Origin of the sequence: Dictyobacter vulcani (assembly GCF_008974265.1) — a bacterium.
Lineage (GTDB): Bacteria > Chloroflexota > Ktedonobacteria > Ktedonobacterales > Ktedonobacteraceae > Dictyobacter > Dictyobacter vulcani.
The window spans coordinates 217,305-235,868 of sequence record NZ_BKZW01000002.1; the positions used below are offsets into that span (position 1 = coordinate 217,305).

Consider the following 18,564-nt stretch of genomic DNA (forward strand, 5'->3'; position numbering starts at 1 on the left):
CATGTTTGCACCAGCTATTTCCCAGCGCTCTACACCTTCATTCACGCCCTTACTGATTGGTACTGTTCCAGTGCGTCCTTTTAGTCCTGATGGTTTCGTTGGCACGATCGAACAGGACGGCCAGGTGGTCAATGTAACGGCCATCGCCTTTGATGCAGGACAGGTTGTGCTTATGAGTCTGGTCGGACGCGATACCAGTGTGAGCGCGGTTCTGGCTCAGATCTGGAAAAAGAAAGAGGCAGTGTTCCGCCATGCCGAGACGGTTCCCTGGCCACAAGAGGAGCAGTCATTTACACGGTTGGAGACGGAACGCTATAAAGAAATTGCGACCAGACTCCCTGGCTTGAAACTGGTTCATGCGCTGACTATCCCGTTGAGCGCCCATATTGCTCAGGGCATTCTCCAGGCTCCTCCAATGGACAAGCATCCTCAGCGCCAGAAGCAGTCGATCCCGGTGGTGACGCCGCGCTATGTGCTGGGGAATTTGCAGGAAGAGACGCCTCATGCCTTGAGTTTTCTCGGACATTTACGGGCGATGCGGGTGGTATTGCTCTACCGAGATGATACCCATCCCGAACGGATCCAGCTTTGGGCCAGTGCCTTATGGCACCGCGGGCTCAAGCATCAACTGATAGAAGCCATGCCTGCATTGGGGGTACGCGTCTGGAAGATCCATCCGGATGTCCACCAATGGAATACGCTGATTGCGCAGGGGGTCCACGAAGGCTGGCTCCCCTGGTCCCGTGACTGATCCCTGGCTGAATATCGTGTAACGTTCCTTTATCTATCCACCCCGCTTGCTTTTCTAGCAAGCGGGGTTTTCTTTTGGCGCGCGAGCGTCTTGGAGATCTCTACTATGGCTCATGGAACCCTGGAAAACCTTTCACATTCTTCATTTGTACGCACACCTGCCAGTATCAGCGAACGTATCTATCGTCATCTTTTATCCTTTCCCTCTCTTCTATCGGGAGCCACCCCTGCTGGCCCCCTGGTGACCGTGCTGGATCCAGCAGCTGGTGAAGGCGATCTTTTATTGCCGTTGTTGGATCTGGATCAGACCTGCCGTATTGCCTGTACTGGCATCGAGATTAGTGCTGAACGTGCCGCGACGGCTCGTACCCGCCTGGCTCCTCTCCTCCCAACAGTGCTTCCCAGCGCGATTGAAGGGGTAAAGCTTCCAGATAAGAGTATCAGTCTGGCGGTCCTGAATCCTCCGTACTTTTTCGTGAACGGACGTCGTGCAGAGTATCGTTTTGTGACCCGAACGACTGAGGCGCTTGTGGATAATGGTATTCTGGTCGCTATTTTCCCTGCGCGCTCCGCCTGGGATCACAAGATGGTGACGTATTGGAGCCGCTGGTTTGATGCGGTACGCGTCTGGAAGGTGCCGTCGCTGGAGGAAGGCGAAACCGAGAGTCCTTTCGAGAAATATACCCAGATTGTGGTGGTTGGTCGGAAACGGGCAGCCCCGCGTGACCTGGATGATGCACGCATTCAGGCGTTGCTCGCCTATCGTTGGCGCAAAGATCCCAAACACAACGATGAAGAATATTGGGCGGGTCAGGTGGCACCGCCAACTCTTCCTGTGGTCCCGATCGATGATCCCTATGCGGTTCCCGCTGTTTCGTCGGCTCCCTATTTTGAGGTGCAGAATGCTGATGAGGCACTGATCCTGGAAACATTGATGGGAACCACCGAGCAGCCGGGATCCGGAGCCCATCTCTCGGCAGAATGGGCCCAGGCCACCATCTGGCAGGAGGAGACGTTGTTGGAGCGTCCGGCGATGCCCTATACTGGTGTCGCCCATGTGGCTGCCGAGATTATGACCGGGATGCTGGGAGGCGAGGTGATTGAGCTAGATGGCACTCCGTATCTCTTAACGGCATTTGTCGGATCCGAATGGTCAAAGATGACGCTGGATGCGGATACCAGGGAGAATTTACGCAATAAAGGTGTCATTAAAGCGTCGGCTCGGCAGTTGCAGGATTATCCAGTGTTGGGTGTCCTGGATCTCTCAAAAGGTCAGACGCGTTATTATGAGGGCAACGCCGTCTTTGATTTTCTCTCACCCTGGATTTCCACGCTGGCATCGTACGCCCAACAGAAGCGGCCGCCCCTGTATCAATTGGATCCCGAAGAGTGGGAACTGCGTGTGTTGACCCAGTTCGGGATCGATAAGCAACTTCCCCAGGCTCCCTTTCCTGGACTGGCTCCCGCGCAGATGCATCGTGTCTGTGCCATGGGCCGCACCCTTGATGAGCGCGGACTGGTAGCCATTCAAGGTGAACCTGGAACCGGCAAGACCAGACTTTCAGTAGCGACAGCAGCCAGACAGGCGTATGCGTGGCAACAGCATAGGACCATGAATGGTTATACACAGCCGCAATGGATGCGCCAACTTCGCCGTACCTGGCTCAAGAATCCCAGGACCCGTGCTATGTTGCATCTGGAGCCAGTCTATGGGGAACGCTTGCCACAGAATGCTCACGGGGAAGCGCAGATTCGTGAGGATCAGAGCACCGGGCAGATCGTGGCGTATCGCCGGATTGATTCAGGCGAACTGATCCTTCCAGAACAGGCGGGTCCACGCTCGCTGCCTGTGCTGGTGACGACGCCCAAAAAAGTGACGAAGGAATTTGCCCGCGAGATCAACGCAGCCTGGCCTCAAGCGGAGACCATCATGGTGCAGCGCTATGATGATATCACGCACTGGTTCCAGCGTTGCGCGGTCAGTGAGGCTCCCGCCGTCATCGCCATCTGCTCCCACTCGCAATCCCAGCCACGTGGATCCGGCCGGAGTTGGGAGCCAGCGATACTGGAAAAGCACAGCACGGAACATTATCTGGTAACGGAGCCAGCGGCCGAACTTTTACCGGACCTAGAGGAAATCCTGGATCCACATGGCCAGTTGATTGGGTACCGCTCACGTGCCACCGGGGAGCCAGTGATGGAAGCGCGCACAAAAACGCATTATCGGTGTCCGGACTGCTTTGGCCTGATCCTTGGCATTCCCGATCGTCTGCAACCAGCAAAAACGGATCAGCGTGATGATGGTTCTGAGCTGTTACAGCAGGAAGATGAGGAGGAGAACGAGAGCCTGAAGAGTGTGGTGACGAGTCGAGGCTGGTTCGAGAAAAAGCCTCGGTGGTGTACCTGTGCCCATACACGGAATGCGGAACGAACACGCCAGCATCAAAAAAATCTGCGCACACCCCTCTGGACTCAAGCGCGTGTGCAGACAACGCAGCAGAAATATCCTACACTCTCCTATCGCGAATGGACACAGGTCATCGATACCTTGATCCAGCCACCCCTGCGCGAACGAGTGCCAGTGGATAATGTGGAAACTGCGCAAGAAAATTATTGTCAGGTGCTGTCTGCTCGGCAAGCCAGCCGTATCACGCGAACCTCGGAGGGGATGGCAACCATCCAGGTGCATCATGCTGCCGATCCATCGTCTGTTGAGTACTATGATCAGATTGCGCCACCGCCAGACAGCTTTGGGGTCTATGAATATCTGATCCATTTCTTCAAAGGATGTGTGGCCCTATCTATTGTCGATGAGAGCCATAATGGCCGTGCGCAAAACTCGGATATTGCTCGGGCCTTACATCGGGCGATGCGTGCGGCACAATCGCACATGCTTACCAGTGGAACGCATTATGGTGGTGATGTAGCCAGTTTCTACTTTTACTGGTATCGCTTCAATCCCCGCTTCTGGAAACGTCTGGGCCTGACCTGGAAGCAGGCCTCGGAGGCACTCCACCGTTATGGGGTGATACAGATGTGGGTCAAGGAATATGAAGCGGACGCCAGGCGTGGCAGTGGCAAATCCAATGTCCAGGTCTCTACCGTGCCTGCTCCAGGCCTTTCCGCCAAATTACTCCCCTCTTTACTGGAAGATCTCTGTTTTCTGACCGTGCTGGATGTAGGTGCATTTATGCCCGCGAAAGTAGAGATACCAGAGATTGTCTCGATGCAAGATCCGCAGGTGGATGAAAAGGCGCGGCAAGCGGAAGAGATCCTGGTGGCGCCGCGCAAGGCGCTGGCGGTTATCCAGCAAGAAAAACAGCGACTCTTCGATGCCGTACGTGATGGTGTGACCGATCGTGAGGCTTTGCAGGAGTGGAGTCGACAAGAGGAGCAGGCCCAATTGGCCCTGATCCGGGCACAGGAAGAGAGCGCCCAACTGAAAGCCTGGGTACACGAGCATGATTTGCTTGGATCTTATCTGGGAGTGGTGAAGTCACTGGCTGATCGAGCCCAAAAAGGCAATCCCGCAGCCCGTATGGCTCAGGGAACAATCCCGCGCTGGTTTGCGGTCTTACCCTGCGAGAAACCATATGAACTCTGGCAAACCAAACGTTCCATCTGGGGGGATGCCCAGGAAAAACAATGTCTGCTCAAAACGCCCCAATTAGCCTGGGATTATGTCTATCCACTGGAAAAGCGCCTGCTTGAAGTCGTCCACAAAGAACGTGCAGAGGGCCGTCGATTGATGTTATATATTGACCAGAACCAGGAACGCTCCACCGCTCGTCGCCTGGAATGGGTATTGCAGCAAGCCGGCGTCAAAAGTTGGACCTTACCCAACACCGTCAAACCGGAAGATCGGCAACAGCGTATCATCGAGGCCATGAGTATGGCTCCGGAAGGTGGTGCACCCGTGAGCGTGGCCATTGTCCCATATTCTCGGGTCAACGAAGGCATCAACCTCCAGTGTGTGGTTGACACCATCATCTGGGTGGAAATGGCCTTGAACCTGTTCATGCTTGAGCAGGCATCCAGGAGAGCCTGGCGATTAGGCAAACGTGAAGAGGTTCGTATCTACTATCTGGCCTATGCTGGGACCGTCGGACATCAAAAGATGCGCAAACTCGGAGCCCAAAGTGGGGCCGCTGCTGCATTCGCTGGAGAACCAGCCCGAGGAGCACTTATCGAAGAAGCCGGCGCTGACGAGACCACGCTTGCCCGCTTCTCCGCAACTGTTGAGGCAGAACTCCTCATTGACGAGGATGCATCATCCTCATCGCTCCTCTCGCTGCTCAGCAACGATGATGCCAATGAACTGACCCAGGCCTTTGAGCGTCGCGCCAACGAAGAACACCAGGCACTCAAGCACGGCCGTACCTGGTTTGGCGCCAGCGATACGCTCCCTGACCGCTTGCCTGTTTTCTATGGTTCAATTCATCCAGATGTCTGGGCTAATACCCCAGCCAAAACACCGGTCCAGCGTATCGAGGGTATCTCCACATTGCCACCATGCAGAGATACCAGACGTAGTCCCTTGGAGCCATCTCAAGAGCGGCCACATCTAGCAGAGGTGATCTTACCTCCCATTGAGTTACTCGCTCACGATGATCACATCCGCCAGCCTGAAACAGTGCAGGAAGAGATTGCTTCACCTATGGCATTCACACCTGTAGCTTTAGATAAAGCACCCGTGGTGAACTCGACAGCGCCTATCCTGCTCTTCGGTAATGTTGATCACATCGCGCTGGCGCGTCAACGCGCTACCAGTAAAAAGAAAAAAGCTACCACCCGGAATCCGAAAAGCAACACCCAGGTTCACGTTCGCGACATTCCCATTATCACACCATCAGAGGAGGCCCAGCTAACCATGAAGATATCCTCTAGCAGTGCATCCCAGAAAAAGAGCAAACAGATTTCAACCGCGCCGTCACTCTGGGATTTTGTCGATACGCAGATCACAGAGCACATGTCAGACCAACACAACCCTGAACAAGCAGTTCCTACTATATCTTCAAAACCCACCATACGCTATGCCATCTGGCAGATCGATCTGCTCGGAACCCTAGCCATACGCTACTTTGTCGACGACCACACTCCCATCGAGAAACGCCAAACGGGCTTTCATCGACAAGAAGAAGCCCTGGCCTTTCTACAGCAAGCCAGACCAGACCGAAACTATCAGGCCATCACCTTCCAACTATTCAGCCATGAACTGGCCGAACGAGCAAAGAACGAGTGCCTGATTTAAGATTATAGAAGAAGAGCCACAAGCGATCCTTCAAAAGGAGGTCCGCTTGTGCGCTCGATATCGATGAAATTAGCTTAGATTATCCTCCAACTCTGCAATACTTTTGCGTAAGAAAATAGTCTTAATAGAATAAGAGCCACCATACTGTAAGGAAGACGTATTTGGATTTTTCTATATCATCAAGCAGCAGAATGATTTATCTATTAGGAACACCAGGGAGAAATCATTTTACCATGTGGAGCTATTCACGAAGATCATGTAGTGTATGCTGGACATATCCATTCAGGGCATGGTAACCTGAGACTCCGTCATATTTGGCGATAGAAGAAGTAAAAAGAATCATATTCTTTGAGGGTCCTCAAATACCCACGTGAAAAATAAAAAACTCACCTGTGGCCGCTTGTTCTCCAAATTGCGCAAGTAGTGTCAGCATTTGCACTAACTCATCCCTGTCAATTTCCACATACTCATAGCGCCCGAATGTACCCAGTTGGTCTTCGCTTACAAGGTGTTCTGACTCATCAAAAGGCCATTGCCAACTATATTCTCCCTGCAACCTCAACTGTTCTGGTCCGTGTGTAAAGAGTTGTGCCCATGATCTCCAGATCTGGCTCCAGAGGAGACCACCTGTTTGGTTAATGATTGTTGATCCATACCAATTCAGCCCATACCCCACTGGCCTCTCTGGCTTGGAGGGATTGAGCGTTGGTATCCATAACACGGAATCATAAAAGTAGAACATAAAGTCATCATGCAAGCGGACAGGCGCATCACGTCGACGGATAAGATCGTAGTGATCTTTGTAAAGACGTTCACTTTCTCGCAGAAGCCAGAAATCATGAACCATAGGCATTGTCTGTTTTTTCTCCTCACAGTTTTTTCTAGCCTGATGTCTTCCGAGCAAACTCTACTCGTCCACCATCTCCATTATCTCGTTTACTGAGACTTCCAGGGTGTTCATAATGCGCTCTACTGTATCTTTCTTTACCCCACACAGCATACAGATCATGCACAAGCTTCTGGATAGTCTTGTACGAAATTTCGGTGCGATGAGAGAGTGTTGTCATAGTCATACCCCGCTGGTTTAGGCACTCTCGTAAGCGTAGTTTAATCCTCTTTATTCTACTTACTATAGCTGCATACTTACCACCACGGCAAGACGCGTATATTACTATTACTATTACTACAATACATGTACTGAAATGGTAAGCATTATAGTTTCTATCATTGATAAGGAAGGAGTACATGAGAAGTCCCCAGCAGTACATTAAAGCGATGTGCATGATCCATATTGATGCCTGGGAGCCTGTCGGAGAGGACGGAGCAAAGGTTACCCCAGTCGCTCCAACAAGACACCATATCGTGTTTTTTGTAAAGGAACACCATGGAAAAATGTGAAACTTGCACTGAAGGGTGCTGAGCGTCTGTTTGCTATCCATGATTACACAACATTCGATATGGTGTCCTCCAAAACAATGCACGCGTTCTTCATGATATGGATAGGAACGACCTAAAGGAGCCTACTCACAGGCAGAACATAGTTGGTTATTATTGGGAGTGCGTTTCCGAAATAGCTCTTTATGTATAGAATAATTATTGAGTATAATATCTTTGGCTCTTTGGGGTTGGCCCTATTCAGGGAGCCCAAAAAATGGATGAAGAGAGGATCTCTATGCCTTTACATCCCAGTGGTGGAAAATTGCAGATGCCTGTTGAAACCGAGGCCGATGTTCTTGCATTGTTTGAAAAAGCGCTTTCCCTTGCTTTGACGGCTGGTCCTTTGACGGGAGAGCGCTATCGTAGGGATATTGAGGATCATTTTTACTATATTGGTGCGCTCTGTCCACAATATGTTCGTCCTTTGCATGAGGCGATGGTGCAGTTGACAGGAAAGCAGTTTCACTTTTTTTGTTTTTCCTTTGCTGAATACCTCTATCTGCTTCAAGGGGCGTCTGATTTCTGTGTTGATCATCTCATGCAACGCCTCCAACTTCCTCATCAAGGAAGCACTTCCTACTTTCTTGAGTCAATGCTTGCCGCGATAGGAACGCCAACTGCGTTGGCTGCTATGGCTGAATATGCAGAGAGAAATCAGAAGGAAAGCGTATTCAGGGAGATGGGATTCTGGCTTCCTGGTGGTGGAAAAAGTGCCGTGCCTCGTTTTACGCATCACCGTCGCGCTATGCGTTTTCAAGCGGTTGATGAGACGTTGTCTGCCGGTGAACAGGAAACGCGATCTCATCCCGTCGGGCTTCCGCTCTCTTTCATCGCCGAGGAACCAGTACCTGATCTCATTGCCTGGCACTATGTGACGCTTGATCTTGCTCAGATTGATGGACTTCCTGCCACGCTTTTTTCGCGGGCTCATCTGGTGAGTCCGCCTTCTAATGGGGAATGGACCCTCTTTTGTGCGATCTCACAGCAGAATCGGTATACGCAGGCGACATTGCGTGATGCTAAAGATACAGATTTTGAGGATGAAGCGTATTGGCGACAGCAAGCAGATACCTGGAAAACTGCTATGCGAGGAGAAGTCGTCCTTTTACCATATGATGATCGCCTCATTTATTGTAACGGTCACACTCAGCAGACTGAAGGTGTCTATGGTGATGTGGGAGGGCCTCCATTGGGTCTGGCAGAGCTACCTAATTGCCCAGTCTGTCACAAATTGATGTTTCATGCCTGTACCGTTACCAGTGGAATTCGTGAGTATGGTGATGGTTTTCGTAGCCTCTTTCTTTGTGAAGATTGTAACTATGTTGCCTCCCAGGCCATGGGATGGAACTGATGAATACGGGTGTGAGTCGTAACCGTACGAAAATCACGCAAGAGCTTGTAGCGTCGAAAACGACTGTGATTTCTTCTATGCACTGTATGGGACGCCCCAACATAGACTCAAAAAGAAATATGGTTGTTCCGTTAGATCGTTTCCGGGTGAGCGTACTTCCATACCCTCATATTTTTTTAAGTGTACCACTTCAGATAATCAGAGAGGAGCGCTATTCATGTATGAATGGCGCTCCTCTCTGTATTGAAAGGTAGGGCTGAACTAAACCGATAATTCCAGGGTTTGTATGGTCAGTCTGGCTGCATTATCTGTGACTACTAACGTATACTCGGACGTTTGTGGTTTGCCTAAACGTTCGAAGATGTCATATGCGTTCATGAGTTCATTCCAGAGATTATCAATGCCATAGGTGGTTATTTGCCACGCGGTTCCACCTGAAAATTGTACCATCGATTGCCTTTGCTCATCTGGATTGATGATGGTGATGAGGTCCATCGCAGTAGCTGCGTCACGGGGTTGCACCTTTTTTCTGAGGATCTGGCAGCCAGGAATATACCATTGTAGGAACCAGCGAAATGCAAGGTCATTCAGGGCGCCAGGGAAGTGGTGGTTGGGTGGGAGGGGAAATGAATGGTGTTGTTTGAGATCAGTCACGCGTGGCATATGTTGTTTGGGGAGTTCCGCACTGGTGAGAGGCATGAAGTGAAGTGGTTCGTCAAAGAAACGACCTGTTGTATTGGTTGTATGTTTGGTGAGGACCAGAAATCCACTGGCAAGGGGTCCTTGCAAATCCATGACCAGTTTTCCGCCGATACGCAGTTGTTTGATCAGTGCTATTGGGACTGTTGGGATGCTGGCTGTGATAATGATGCGGTCATAAGGCCCGCCCTCATGATATCCCAAGAAACCATCACCGGTGATTACTGATACCCCATCGCCTACTACCTGTGCAAGTAATTGGGTTGCCGCCCGGGTTAGCGCTGGATCGTAGTCTATGGTTACTACATATTGGGGATGGCCTGTGAGCATACTCAATAAGGCTGCGTTATATCCTGTACCTGTGCCTACTTCTAAAACACGCTGGCCTGGTTGCACGTCCAGGGCCTCTAGCATTTTTGCCATCACAGACGGTTGTGAACTAGAGCTGATTGGCCATCCTGACTGATCAATTTTTGTGACCAGGGACTCATCGCGATACATCTGTGCAAGGTAGCTTTTCGCGTCCGTTTGCTCACGCGTTCTATGTTGCCATATCATGCGCCGCTCTTGATCATCGCGCTGATAAAAGGCTGGAATAAATGCTTCACGTGGGATGGTTAAGAATGCATCCTCGATTGACGTTGACCGGATCGCGTTGGTTTCTTTCATCTGTGTAACCAGTTGCTCACGCAAGTGCTGAGTGAGCTCATGCTGTTCTTTTTCGGTGATGCTCAAAGACGGTACTCCTTCGGTGATGCTAATACATCAGCCATCGCTTCTGCCAGATGGAGTTCTGGCAGGCGTAGTTGTAACCAATAATATTGGCCATTGGGATTTAAGTCGAGAAACACATATTCTCCCTGCGGGGTAAGAATGAGATCCATGGACGAGAACTGGAGATCAAAATAGTTCACAAGCTTGAAAATGTTTGCTGTGATCTCATTGGGCAAGGCATGGATGTGATACTGAAGGTCACTATAGCCGCGCCGGAAATCAATTTTCGCCCTCTCCGAATGTTGGGAATGAATTTCGGCGGCAAAGATTTGGCGCCCAATGACGACCACGCGAAGTTCGATCTGTTTCGGGATATATTCTTGCAAAAAATGTGCTGTAATGCGCACCCCTGCAAGATCTGCCAGATGATCTTTTGCAACCTGGCTGGTATAAATGAAACGTTCAATCTGCTCTTCCTCATCTTTGATCGTACCTTGAGCCACGGCTTTGAGGACCACATTTCCCTGGCAGTGCTCATAGAAATCTGCAACTGCTTCAGGATCATTGGTGATCAAGGTTTGTGGGACGCGTATGCCCACATGGTGTGCGGCAGATAATTGTAGCGCTTTCAGGTCGGCTCGCCGCACGCTATGTGTTCGACTGACCCAGAATGTTTCTTGAAGCACCAGACTTTCGAGCATACCAATCAATGCACGATCTGCTTCCTCTTCAATGAATGCTTTTTCTCCTGCCGTGTAATTTCCTGAGGCTTTGTATTTTTCTGGCCGTCGGCGCCAGATACTGGTGAGCGATTCAAGCGGAATATGTTGGTCCTGATACGTGAGAGAGCCAGTCCAACCACCGTGTCCTATCTGAGCATTCAATAGCGCGGCTTCAGGAAAATCGGCAGTATGCAAAATCGAAACGCGGACTCCTCGATGTTGGAGCCCTTCAACTACAGGCGGCGTATGTGAATCTTGAGATCGAGTTAAAATGAGCACATGCTTCATACTGTATCCTGTCATCTGGCTGGTGATTGCTGCTTATGAGCATGGGTGTTTTTGGAAGGAACACCCATGCTCATAAGCAGCGGACGGTGCCGTTACCCTTCGTCACTATCTTGTTCACTATCCGTTTTGACAATCCCATCGGAACTGGTCTGAGACTCAGTTTCAGCACCGACGGTTTCACCGAGTGTTGGATGAATGTGTGCCTCCTGAGCATATTGAAAACTGAATGGAAGGATCATAGAATACTTCTCCTTTTCTTGATCTGATAGTCATTACACTTCTTTGGATAATCGCAAAACACGGTAGACACCTCCGACTAGAGATGCATGGCCAGATTTTACAGAGGATGTTTACCAAGTAACAACCTGTCAGGGTGCCTCATGCCTTTCACTGCTACCCCGCAGGCCAGGACATATGAGTGGTAAAATTACATCCCATATACCCGGGTCTACAGTGTGGCAATCTTGCTTATCACATTGATGAACATCCCTGTATGTGTGTTGTTGATGCTCTGTTTTGTTGTGATCGAGCCAACATGAATGGCTTGCGCCGCTTATATCCATAGTTTGTCGCACATGAGGAGGGCTTTTAACTCTTCTTCTTTGCCAGCTTGATCCAGAACGTGTAGATGTTCTGCCATCCGTTCCATGCGTGCAGTAATGGCTTCATGGCTCGCCATGACTGCCAGACCATAGAGAGCCCTATGGGAAGCCTCAATTTCTAAGTCAATGAGCTCTTTCACCCTTGCCGTTTCACTCATACCGTATCTCCTTTGCTATAGAAGCTCTATTGGTCTCACCTCGTATTCAATAGTACATTGCTATGGATGTTTATTCATATAAAGCTTCTCATATATCTAGGAAGTTTTATCACCATAAAAAGTAATGCGGTAGTAAAATAAAGCCCTTGCTATAGATGCTCTAAAGAAGTAAAATATTTCAAAGCGCGTGCGTGCACAGGAAGGAAAACTCTATGAGCAGATTGACTCATTATGAGAGTTATTCACCAGGGTTATATGGACTTCCACACATGGGTGAGGTAATAGCGAGTTTCAGAAGGCATCGGGGCTGGGAGACTCAGGAAGCTTTTGCTATTGTTTGTGGTGTAGATAAGCAGACAGTTGGATATTGGGAAAATCAAAGGTATTTAGCGGATATGGATAGACGCATTTTTCTGTGTAAAGTTCTCAAGATTACACCTCCTACATTGTTAGGTTTAACCTGGCATAGTATTGTTGACGATAATCAGACGGAATATGCACGAATGCTTAGCAATGTAGAAGCACTTTTACAAGAAAATGCTTATGCCTTGTATGAAGATATTCTTACGTTTGCTCATGATACTTCTGGAAAAGGCGTATCCCCTGAAGGAGCCTATCGCTTTCACAAACATCAGGAAGAACTTGAAGCCCTGGTAAAAGTTGCGCCAGAGATAGAAAAAGATGTCTGGAAAGATCTTTTGAGTCGTTTTTATCAGCACTCAACATTCACAACATCGAAAAGAAGATGCTCTCGCGGTACACTATGCGACGAAAGCTCTCGATATTGCTTTCTCTTTGGGCGATGAAGAGCTTTTAGGATCTGCCTTGTATCGCCGGGCACGAGTTCATATGATCCAGAATAATGCTCGCCTGGCGAAAGATGATGTCAGCGCTGCGCTCAAGCATACGGAAAATGCACGTGGACCATTGAAAGGGAGTGTTTACCTGCTGGCAGCAGAAGTCTATTCAATCTATGCAGAGAGCGATGAAAAATTAAAAACGCAGTGCCGCAAATGGCAAGATAAGGCCTTAAACTTCCTTTATAAAGGGAAAGTAGAGCCAGATGGATCATTTTTATTGTTCGACTTGTATGCTGTTCATCATGAGCGAGCGAAAACGCAAACACGATTTGCCTTGTTTCATACTAATGATGATGAACTGGTGAGTCAGATACGAGATATGGGACATAAAAAGGCTCATGCATCTTCCATTAAGGATGCCCAGAGCGCGTTAACAACAGCAAGGAGCCAATTTGGATTTGGTACTCCCAAAAAAGAGCTGAATATCGCTGTGACGGAAGCCAGATTGCACCTGATCGAAGGTGAATTTGAAGAGAGTAGTAGAACCGCTAAACATGCGCTACAGTGTGCCAAAGCCGCCCACTCACAACGTGGGGTCAGTGAGATTCGCAGGATTTATAGCATGCTCCACAAAGTAGCTCCTCACAATCCCCATGTCTGTAATTTAGGAGTGGAGCTTGGTATCTACTGAGCACGTCACCATCGCATGACTACTGCCCAGAAGGATTCACATTGTGTATAATAGCCCCATGTGGTGTGCGCTACCCAATCTTATAATGATGGAATGCTTCAGCAAAAGCATATCTATGTTCTACTCCCGCGATCATTCCTCTGCGACGAACCCAGGTATCAGGATCTTTCTGACCCATCTGACTGGCATGGCATTTGAGTGCCGCAGATTTTTTATCCAATACAGAACTAATATCAACCCAATGATTAGCTTTGTCGGTTGAAAAATAATAGATGTGCTTTACGCTATGAATGGTCACATTTTCTTTCAACTGCTCTGGATAATACATCCGCCCTCTGGATGCATTCAGCGCATCTACGGTACAGATACCTATGGCTCGATGATCTGGGTGGACCTCATTTCTCCTCCAGGGATCGAACGTAAATACCGTATCTGGTTTCCATTGACGAATAAAAAACGTGAGTTTTTTTCGTAGTTCCAGGTCTGCGACCACTTCACCATCAAAATAGCCATCAAAAAAAGTGACTTCTTGCACTCCTAGTACCTGTGCTGCTGCCCGCTGCTCTTCTTCACGGATGACCGCTAATCTTTCCGATGTCATTTCCGGGTCATCACTTCCTTTATCACCACGTGTCACGAATAAGTAGTGTATATTGCGGCCCTCTTCAGCTAATCTTGCCACAGTACCACCACAAAGATGATCAGCATCATCAGGGTGTGCTTGGATAAAGAGTATCCGTTGTCCTCCAGGTGGAAGTAATGCCGTTTCTTGTCCAGCCATGCGTGTGACCCCTTTTTCTTGATAAAGCTTCTGTGCCATAAAAATATACAGGTACGCTTGCTATAGTATAGCACCAGGAAAATGTATATTTAAGCTCAACGGAGAAAGCAGTAGAGAGACATCCATATTACAGATCGATCAATGAAAGCTTTGCGCTAGAAGACGAAGTGATGGTAGATCAACATCAGACAGAGAAACGATTACTTCCTGCACGCCCAACTGCTCGATATCGTGCAGGCGTTGGCGAATAGTAGCAGGGGATCCTAGTAATCCTCGTGTTCGTATGGCATCAATGGAAAATTTCTGTGAGACGTTCTGAGCTTTGGTGATGGCTTCGGGGTCTGTCTCTCCAACACATCCATTCACATAGATGGTGCGACGAATTTCTGCTGGATCGCGTCCAATTTCTCCACAATATTGGCGTATCAGTGCAAATTTGTGCTGCATTTCTTCTGGCGTAGGATGCGTAAAATTGCAGGCATCTCCATAGCGCGCGACCAATTTCAGCGTAACACGTTCGCCTTTTCCTGCAATCATCAGAGGTATATGTGGTTGTTGCACTCCCTTTGGTTGATTGATGGCCCCGGCTATCTGGATATATTTTCCAGCAAAAAAAGTTTCTTGTTCAGTCCACATCGCTTTGAGGACTTGAGCGGTTTCACCCAGTTGACGCAAACGTGTCGGGATATCAGGAAATTCATAGCCATGCGCAGTATATTCTCGTTCATACCAACCAGCACCAATACCGACCGTGAGCCTGCCATGACTGAGGACATCGACGGTGCTAGCCATTTTTGCCAGGAGCGCAGGATGGCGAAAACTGTTACAGGTGACTAATTGCCCAATACGGATCCGGCTCGTATCGCGAGCAAGTGCTGCTGTACTCATCCAGCACTCGAAAATACTTTTGCTCGCAAGTTCTGGTGACGTGGTTGAATAGAAATGATCGAAGAGCCAAACGCCATCGAATCCAAGCGCTTCCGCCTCCTGAGCGACCTCTGTCATGTGCTCATATGCCTCTACAGGATCACTCTGGCCTTTCTCCCACTCTTGCGGAAGCATAATTCCGATTTTCAATACAGTTTCCTTTTTCTCTCAATATATCTATTTTGGCATTTGCGTTGCTGTTTGGGCTTGCCGGTTTTTGTGATTTTCCTGGCATTACCTCTACATAGGCAGATCTACCCACTCTTTCCTTCGTGGGAGTCTGGCACGGAAATGCTCAATAGCGGAGGTGATATCACGAGACGTTTGCGTATGGAGAATGTCATTCAGATAGAGAAGTCTCTGGGCGACGGGGTCTACACGAAAGCACCAGTAGAGGGTCATCAAAGCGTTAATGAAGAGTTTGCTGTTCACTGTTCGCTGGTTTGCCTGCACATCGCCAAAGAGACCTGCAACAGCAGAAAGAATCGAGGTTGAAACAATGCTGGGATGAGAAGGCATGGCATGAAGAACTGCTTCTGTTGCCTCTCGATAGCGTTGAACTTCTGGCATCTCCTTTGTCAGGCTCCAGGTTCCCAGAAATCCATTATGGCGGTTCAGGTCAGAAACGGCCTCCAGAAAGTGGGCGTGACAGATCCCATGAAACGTATCAATACCAAAGCCCAGGCAAAGCAATAATTTTGTGTCGAGCTTGATCTGGTGGACTGCGGCTAGACTGGCGATATCCTCCTCTGGTGTTCCCAGACCAGGTTCGTCCCCTCGCATGAGACTGTCTGTTCCACCATCGATTAAAATGATCGTGTCGATGTGTAACAAGTCTATGAGTGTCTGATAGGCAACCAGAAGTGGTTGAACGCCCGTCCGATCAAAGCAGTAAATAGGTACCTGCTCTCCCTGTGTTATAAACCACTGCGCAAGATATTTTTCTGGGAAATAGCGACCAGGCCCTGGTGTATCAGCCGTCACTTCCATCAGAGCAGGACTCAGCCAACGACCGGCGGATGAGAAGAGGGGAGAAAAAGATAAATTTGCCAGATGGACTTGTTTCCCCAGGTTGCGTAGACCAAAGTAGAGCGGGAGGCCACTGAAGATATCAAATCCTCCTCCCGCACCAGCGAGAAGTATGGATTGAGATTGTTCAATTTCACTAAAAAAGGGGAGTGTTAGACATTGCATTTTTCTCTCCTTCATATTTCCTTACACGTCTATTTTGGCATTATATTATAGGTAAGCATAGAGATCAAACAATTAATCTGAAGAAAGTGATACCTGTTGTATTTATTCCTCTTCAATACATGTGAGTCCTTTGGTCATAGCAGTTCTAGTAGACTGCCATCGCTAAAGAATCTTCAGGATATCTTGTCGAGAGATAAGCCGTTTCTCGCTCAATTGGCGAATACTAGAGACCCTGCCAGAGGAATTTACCGCGTGTGCCATCTTCAGAAAGAAAGGCATACCCAACTCCGGCATCCCCAAAGTTGACATAGAAAGGCAGGTTAGCTGAATCTAATTGGAGGAGGAGTTGCCAGTTGGTTCCTTCTGGAAACTCCGGGCCCTGGACAAATGCAGGCGTTCCGCCAATCTTGATTTCCTCCCCTTGGGCAGTAAATGCTTTCCAGGCCTCATCAGTTGCATGGGCATGTTCATCTTCAACAATCACATCCGGATCTTCACCAGGAGATACTGCAACAGTAAATTCGCAAGAAACAGGTATTAATGTCATACCAGAAGGTGCGTTCACCATTTTGTACAGGGTTGGGCCTGTGGCCAGTGGTTGGGTAGGTATCTCACATATGCCTGGTTGAATGATGACCGCATTTTCTCCGCCCTCAGGATCAAAGGTATTATCGACAAATATTTCTTCGTCGTCTGTGAGGAAGAGATAAGCCATTCGACCTGCTATGTGGCCGAATATTTCTGGGCCTAAAGCTATCTGACCAATAAAGCGCATGGGAATCCCAGTTGCGCGGCTCAGTGGCCATTGAGGGATTGTGAGCCATGTGGGTTGTCCTCCAAATTTTGTGATGAGTTGCGTTACTGGCTGCTGAGCCTCATGGAATATAAGTGAATATTTGGGTCTCATAGTTTTTCTCCGAGAAATACTGCTGAATGAGCTAGTAAATTTTAGATGAGTTGCTATTCGAGTTATGGCACGATTAAAGTGGCCAGAGCACAGACATCAGAAGCATGATAAGAGCCAGGAGAACGAATCCCGATATGCTGAAGAGAAGCGCAAAAATCATTGGTGTTCGGTGGTGGCCAACCAAAGCATTGCCACTCGGATTTTTAGGATCATAGACCACATTTACTACATCACCTACCTGGGGTCTGATGAACCTTCCATTGCCTGTGGTTTGATAACTGACGGGAGGATCTGTCTGTGTTGTAAATTCCGTGGTTGTCATTGTATGCGATTTTGTACCAATGATAAGCTGTTCAATATCAATCACCTTTCCCTGCGTGTCTATACCTCTTTTTGATAATAGGAAAAAAAGTTTTATGCCACTAAAAAACATACATAACACCATTCCTAGCGGTGGACCAATGAGCAGTGTCATCCAGAAAGAGAAACTCATCATACCTGATGAATAATTTTCCAACACAAGCACTGCGTGAGGCGACTTGAAAGGAGTATACCAGCAGGGATACGTCTGGCCAATGGTGTAGTTTTGAAGTATGTAATTTTGAGGAATCTCGGGAGTTGAATAGCGATCTTCCCATCCATCACTTGTAGGCCCTTTATAGCCTGTGACCGTCTCTTGATCTCCATTGGAGCGAGTAACATTGTAGGTCAGAGATGGCTTATACCACATATCGCTATCAACAACCTCGGATATAATTTGTTTGTCTTTAATGGTACATTGGGCAGGTTGATAGCTGGCATAGATGTAATGGCGTGCCAGCACATTCGCACCCATAAATAACAGCGTTACAAACAACGTTCCCGGAAGCCAAATACCCAGAATATACCGCCACTTGCGTTCACTGTTTTTTTTCAACAGGCACTTTTGGCATAGTTCCTCGGGAGATGAAAATGGAGAAGCGCAACGGAGACAATACTTTACACTCATACAGTATGTTTATCTTCCTTGATTTATATTCTTGCTATCATAGAAGACGCTAAAATGCTTCGATAGTAAAAGCAAAGAGCGCCACAATACTTGAGCTTAAAAGAATTTGGGGATGCTCGTTTTAGCTAACCCTATATGAGAATGATTTGTTGAATTATTCCTGGTAATGCAAATGGAACGCCTGGTGACTTAGGGGTGTGAAAGCTGGCTCACACAGCCGAGATGAGGTATTGACATGGCGATCGCGTACGGTGACTGCCGACGTATGGTTGTCAAGGGACAGAGATGCTCTCGATAGATCCAA

General features: G+C 48.6%; 16 protein-coding genes. 5 read left to right on the forward strand and 11 right to left on the reverse strand.

Going from position 1 to position 18,564, the window contains the following annotated elements:
* Position 1: 1 nt before the first annotated feature.
* Together KDW_RS18985 and KDW_RS18990 are read left to right on the forward strand one after the other, a co-directional pair.
* Positions 2 to 751, forward strand: a complete 750-nt coding sequence (locus KDW_RS18985; protein WP_151757553.1) for a hypothetical protein — start codon at positions 2 to 4, stop codon at positions 749 to 751.
* 105 nt (positions 752 to 856) lie between these two features.
* Positions 857 to 6,001, forward strand: a complete 5,145-nt coding sequence (locus tag KDW_RS18990; protein WP_151757554.1) for a DUF6094 domain-containing protein — start codon at positions 857 to 859, stop codon at positions 5,999 to 6,001.
* 358 nt (positions 6,002 to 6,359) lie between these two features.
* Here the strand turns inward: KDW_RS18990 and KDW_RS18995 are convergent, their stop codons facing one another.
* Together KDW_RS18995 and KDW_RS36015 are read right to left on the reverse strand one after the other, a co-directional pair.
* On the reverse strand, positions 6,360 to 6,854 hold the full coding sequence (locus tag KDW_RS18995; protein WP_162005389.1) for a hypothetical protein: 495 nt from the start codon (positions 6,852 to 6,854) through the stop codon (positions 6,360 to 6,362).
* Between the two features lie 28 nt (positions 6,855 to 6,882).
* A complete protein-coding gene (locus KDW_RS36015) occupies positions 6,883 to 7,440 on the reverse strand; it encodes a helix-turn-helix domain-containing protein (RefSeq protein WP_151757556.1) in 558 nt (185 codons plus the stop codon).
* Between the two features lie 212 nt (positions 7,441 to 7,652).
* Between KDW_RS36015 and KDW_RS19005 the strand changes: the two genes are divergently transcribed.
* Complete coding sequence (locus KDW_RS19005; RefSeq protein WP_151757557.1) at positions 7,653 to 8,789, forward strand: hypothetical protein; 1,137 nt, start codon at positions 7,653 to 7,655, stop codon at positions 8,787 to 8,789.
* A 261-nt stretch (positions 8,790 to 9,050) separates the two neighbouring features.
* On the opposite strand, the gene KDW_RS19010 is transcribed toward KDW_RS19005, so the two are convergent.
* From KDW_RS19010 to KDW_RS19020, 4 genes are all read right to left on the reverse strand, one after another.
* Positions 9,051 to 10,223, reverse strand: coding sequence for a methyltransferase domain-containing protein (locus tag KDW_RS19010; RefSeq protein WP_151757558.1), 1,173 nt, complete (start codon positions 10,221 to 10,223; stop codon positions 9,051 to 9,053).
* Complete coding sequence (locus KDW_RS19015; protein ID WP_151757559.1) at positions 10,220 to 11,227, reverse strand: MvdC/MvdD family ATP grasp protein; 1,008 nt, start codon at positions 11,225 to 11,227, stop codon at positions 10,220 to 10,222. Before KDW_RS19015 ends, KDW_RS19010 begins: the two co-directional genes overlap by 4 nt.
* Positions 11,228 to 11,304: 77 nt before the next feature.
* A complete protein-coding gene (locus KDW_RS31860) occupies positions 11,305 to 11,451 on the reverse strand; it encodes a hypothetical protein (RefSeq protein ID WP_162005392.1) in 147 nt (48 codons plus the stop codon).
* Between the two features lie 314 nt (positions 11,452 to 11,765).
* Positions 11,766 to 11,972, reverse strand: a complete 207-nt coding sequence (locus tag KDW_RS19020) for a hypothetical protein (protein ID WP_151757560.1) — start codon at positions 11,970 to 11,972, stop codon at positions 11,766 to 11,768.
* Between the two features lie 212 nt (positions 11,973 to 12,184).
* On the opposite strand from KDW_RS19020, the gene KDW_RS19025 reads away from it, so the two are divergent.
* Both KDW_RS19025 and KDW_RS19030 read left to right on the forward strand, forming a co-directional pair.
* Positions 12,185 to 12,778, forward strand: coding sequence for a helix-turn-helix transcriptional regulator (locus KDW_RS19025; RefSeq protein ID WP_151757561.1), 594 nt, complete (start codon positions 12,185 to 12,187; stop codon positions 12,776 to 12,778).
* Between the two features lie 43 nt (positions 12,779 to 12,821).
* Positions 12,822 to 13,463, forward strand: a complete 642-nt coding sequence (locus KDW_RS19030) for a hypothetical protein (RefSeq protein ID WP_151757562.1) — start codon at positions 12,822 to 12,824, stop codon at positions 13,461 to 13,463.
* 70 nt (positions 13,464 to 13,533) lie between these two features.
* Here KDW_RS19030 and KDW_RS19035 read toward each other — a convergent pair whose 3' ends face one another.
* From KDW_RS19035 to KDW_RS19055, 5 genes are all read right to left on the reverse strand, one after another.
* Positions 13,534 to 14,244 (reverse strand): PIG-L deacetylase family protein, encoded by a 711-nt coding sequence (locus KDW_RS19035; RefSeq protein WP_162005393.1) that lies wholly within the window; start codon positions 14,242 to 14,244, stop codon positions 13,534 to 13,536.
* 138 nt (positions 14,245 to 14,382) lie between these two features.
* Positions 14,383 to 15,321 carry an LLM class F420-dependent oxidoreductase gene (locus KDW_RS19040; RefSeq protein ID WP_151757564.1) on the reverse strand — a complete coding sequence of 313 codons (939 nt, stop codon included), beginning with the start codon at positions 15,319 to 15,321 and terminating at the stop codon, positions 14,383 to 14,385.
* A gap of 90 nt (positions 15,322 to 15,411) precedes the next feature.
* Positions 15,412 to 16,365, reverse strand: coding sequence for a DUF1152 domain-containing protein (locus KDW_RS19045; RefSeq protein WP_151757565.1), 954 nt, complete (start codon positions 16,363 to 16,365; stop codon positions 15,412 to 15,414).
* Positions 16,366 to 16,588: 223 nt separating this feature from the next.
* Positions 16,589 to 17,272, reverse strand: a complete 684-nt coding sequence (locus tag KDW_RS19050) for a DUF1963 domain-containing protein (protein WP_151757566.1) — start codon at positions 17,270 to 17,272, stop codon at positions 16,589 to 16,591.
* A 73-nt stretch (positions 17,273 to 17,345) separates the two neighbouring features.
* Positions 17,346 to 18,260 (reverse strand): DUF3592 domain-containing protein, encoded by a 915-nt coding sequence (locus KDW_RS19055; protein WP_151757567.1) that lies wholly within the window; start codon positions 18,258 to 18,260, stop codon positions 17,346 to 17,348.
* Positions 18,261 to 18,564: the final 304 nt, after the last annotated feature.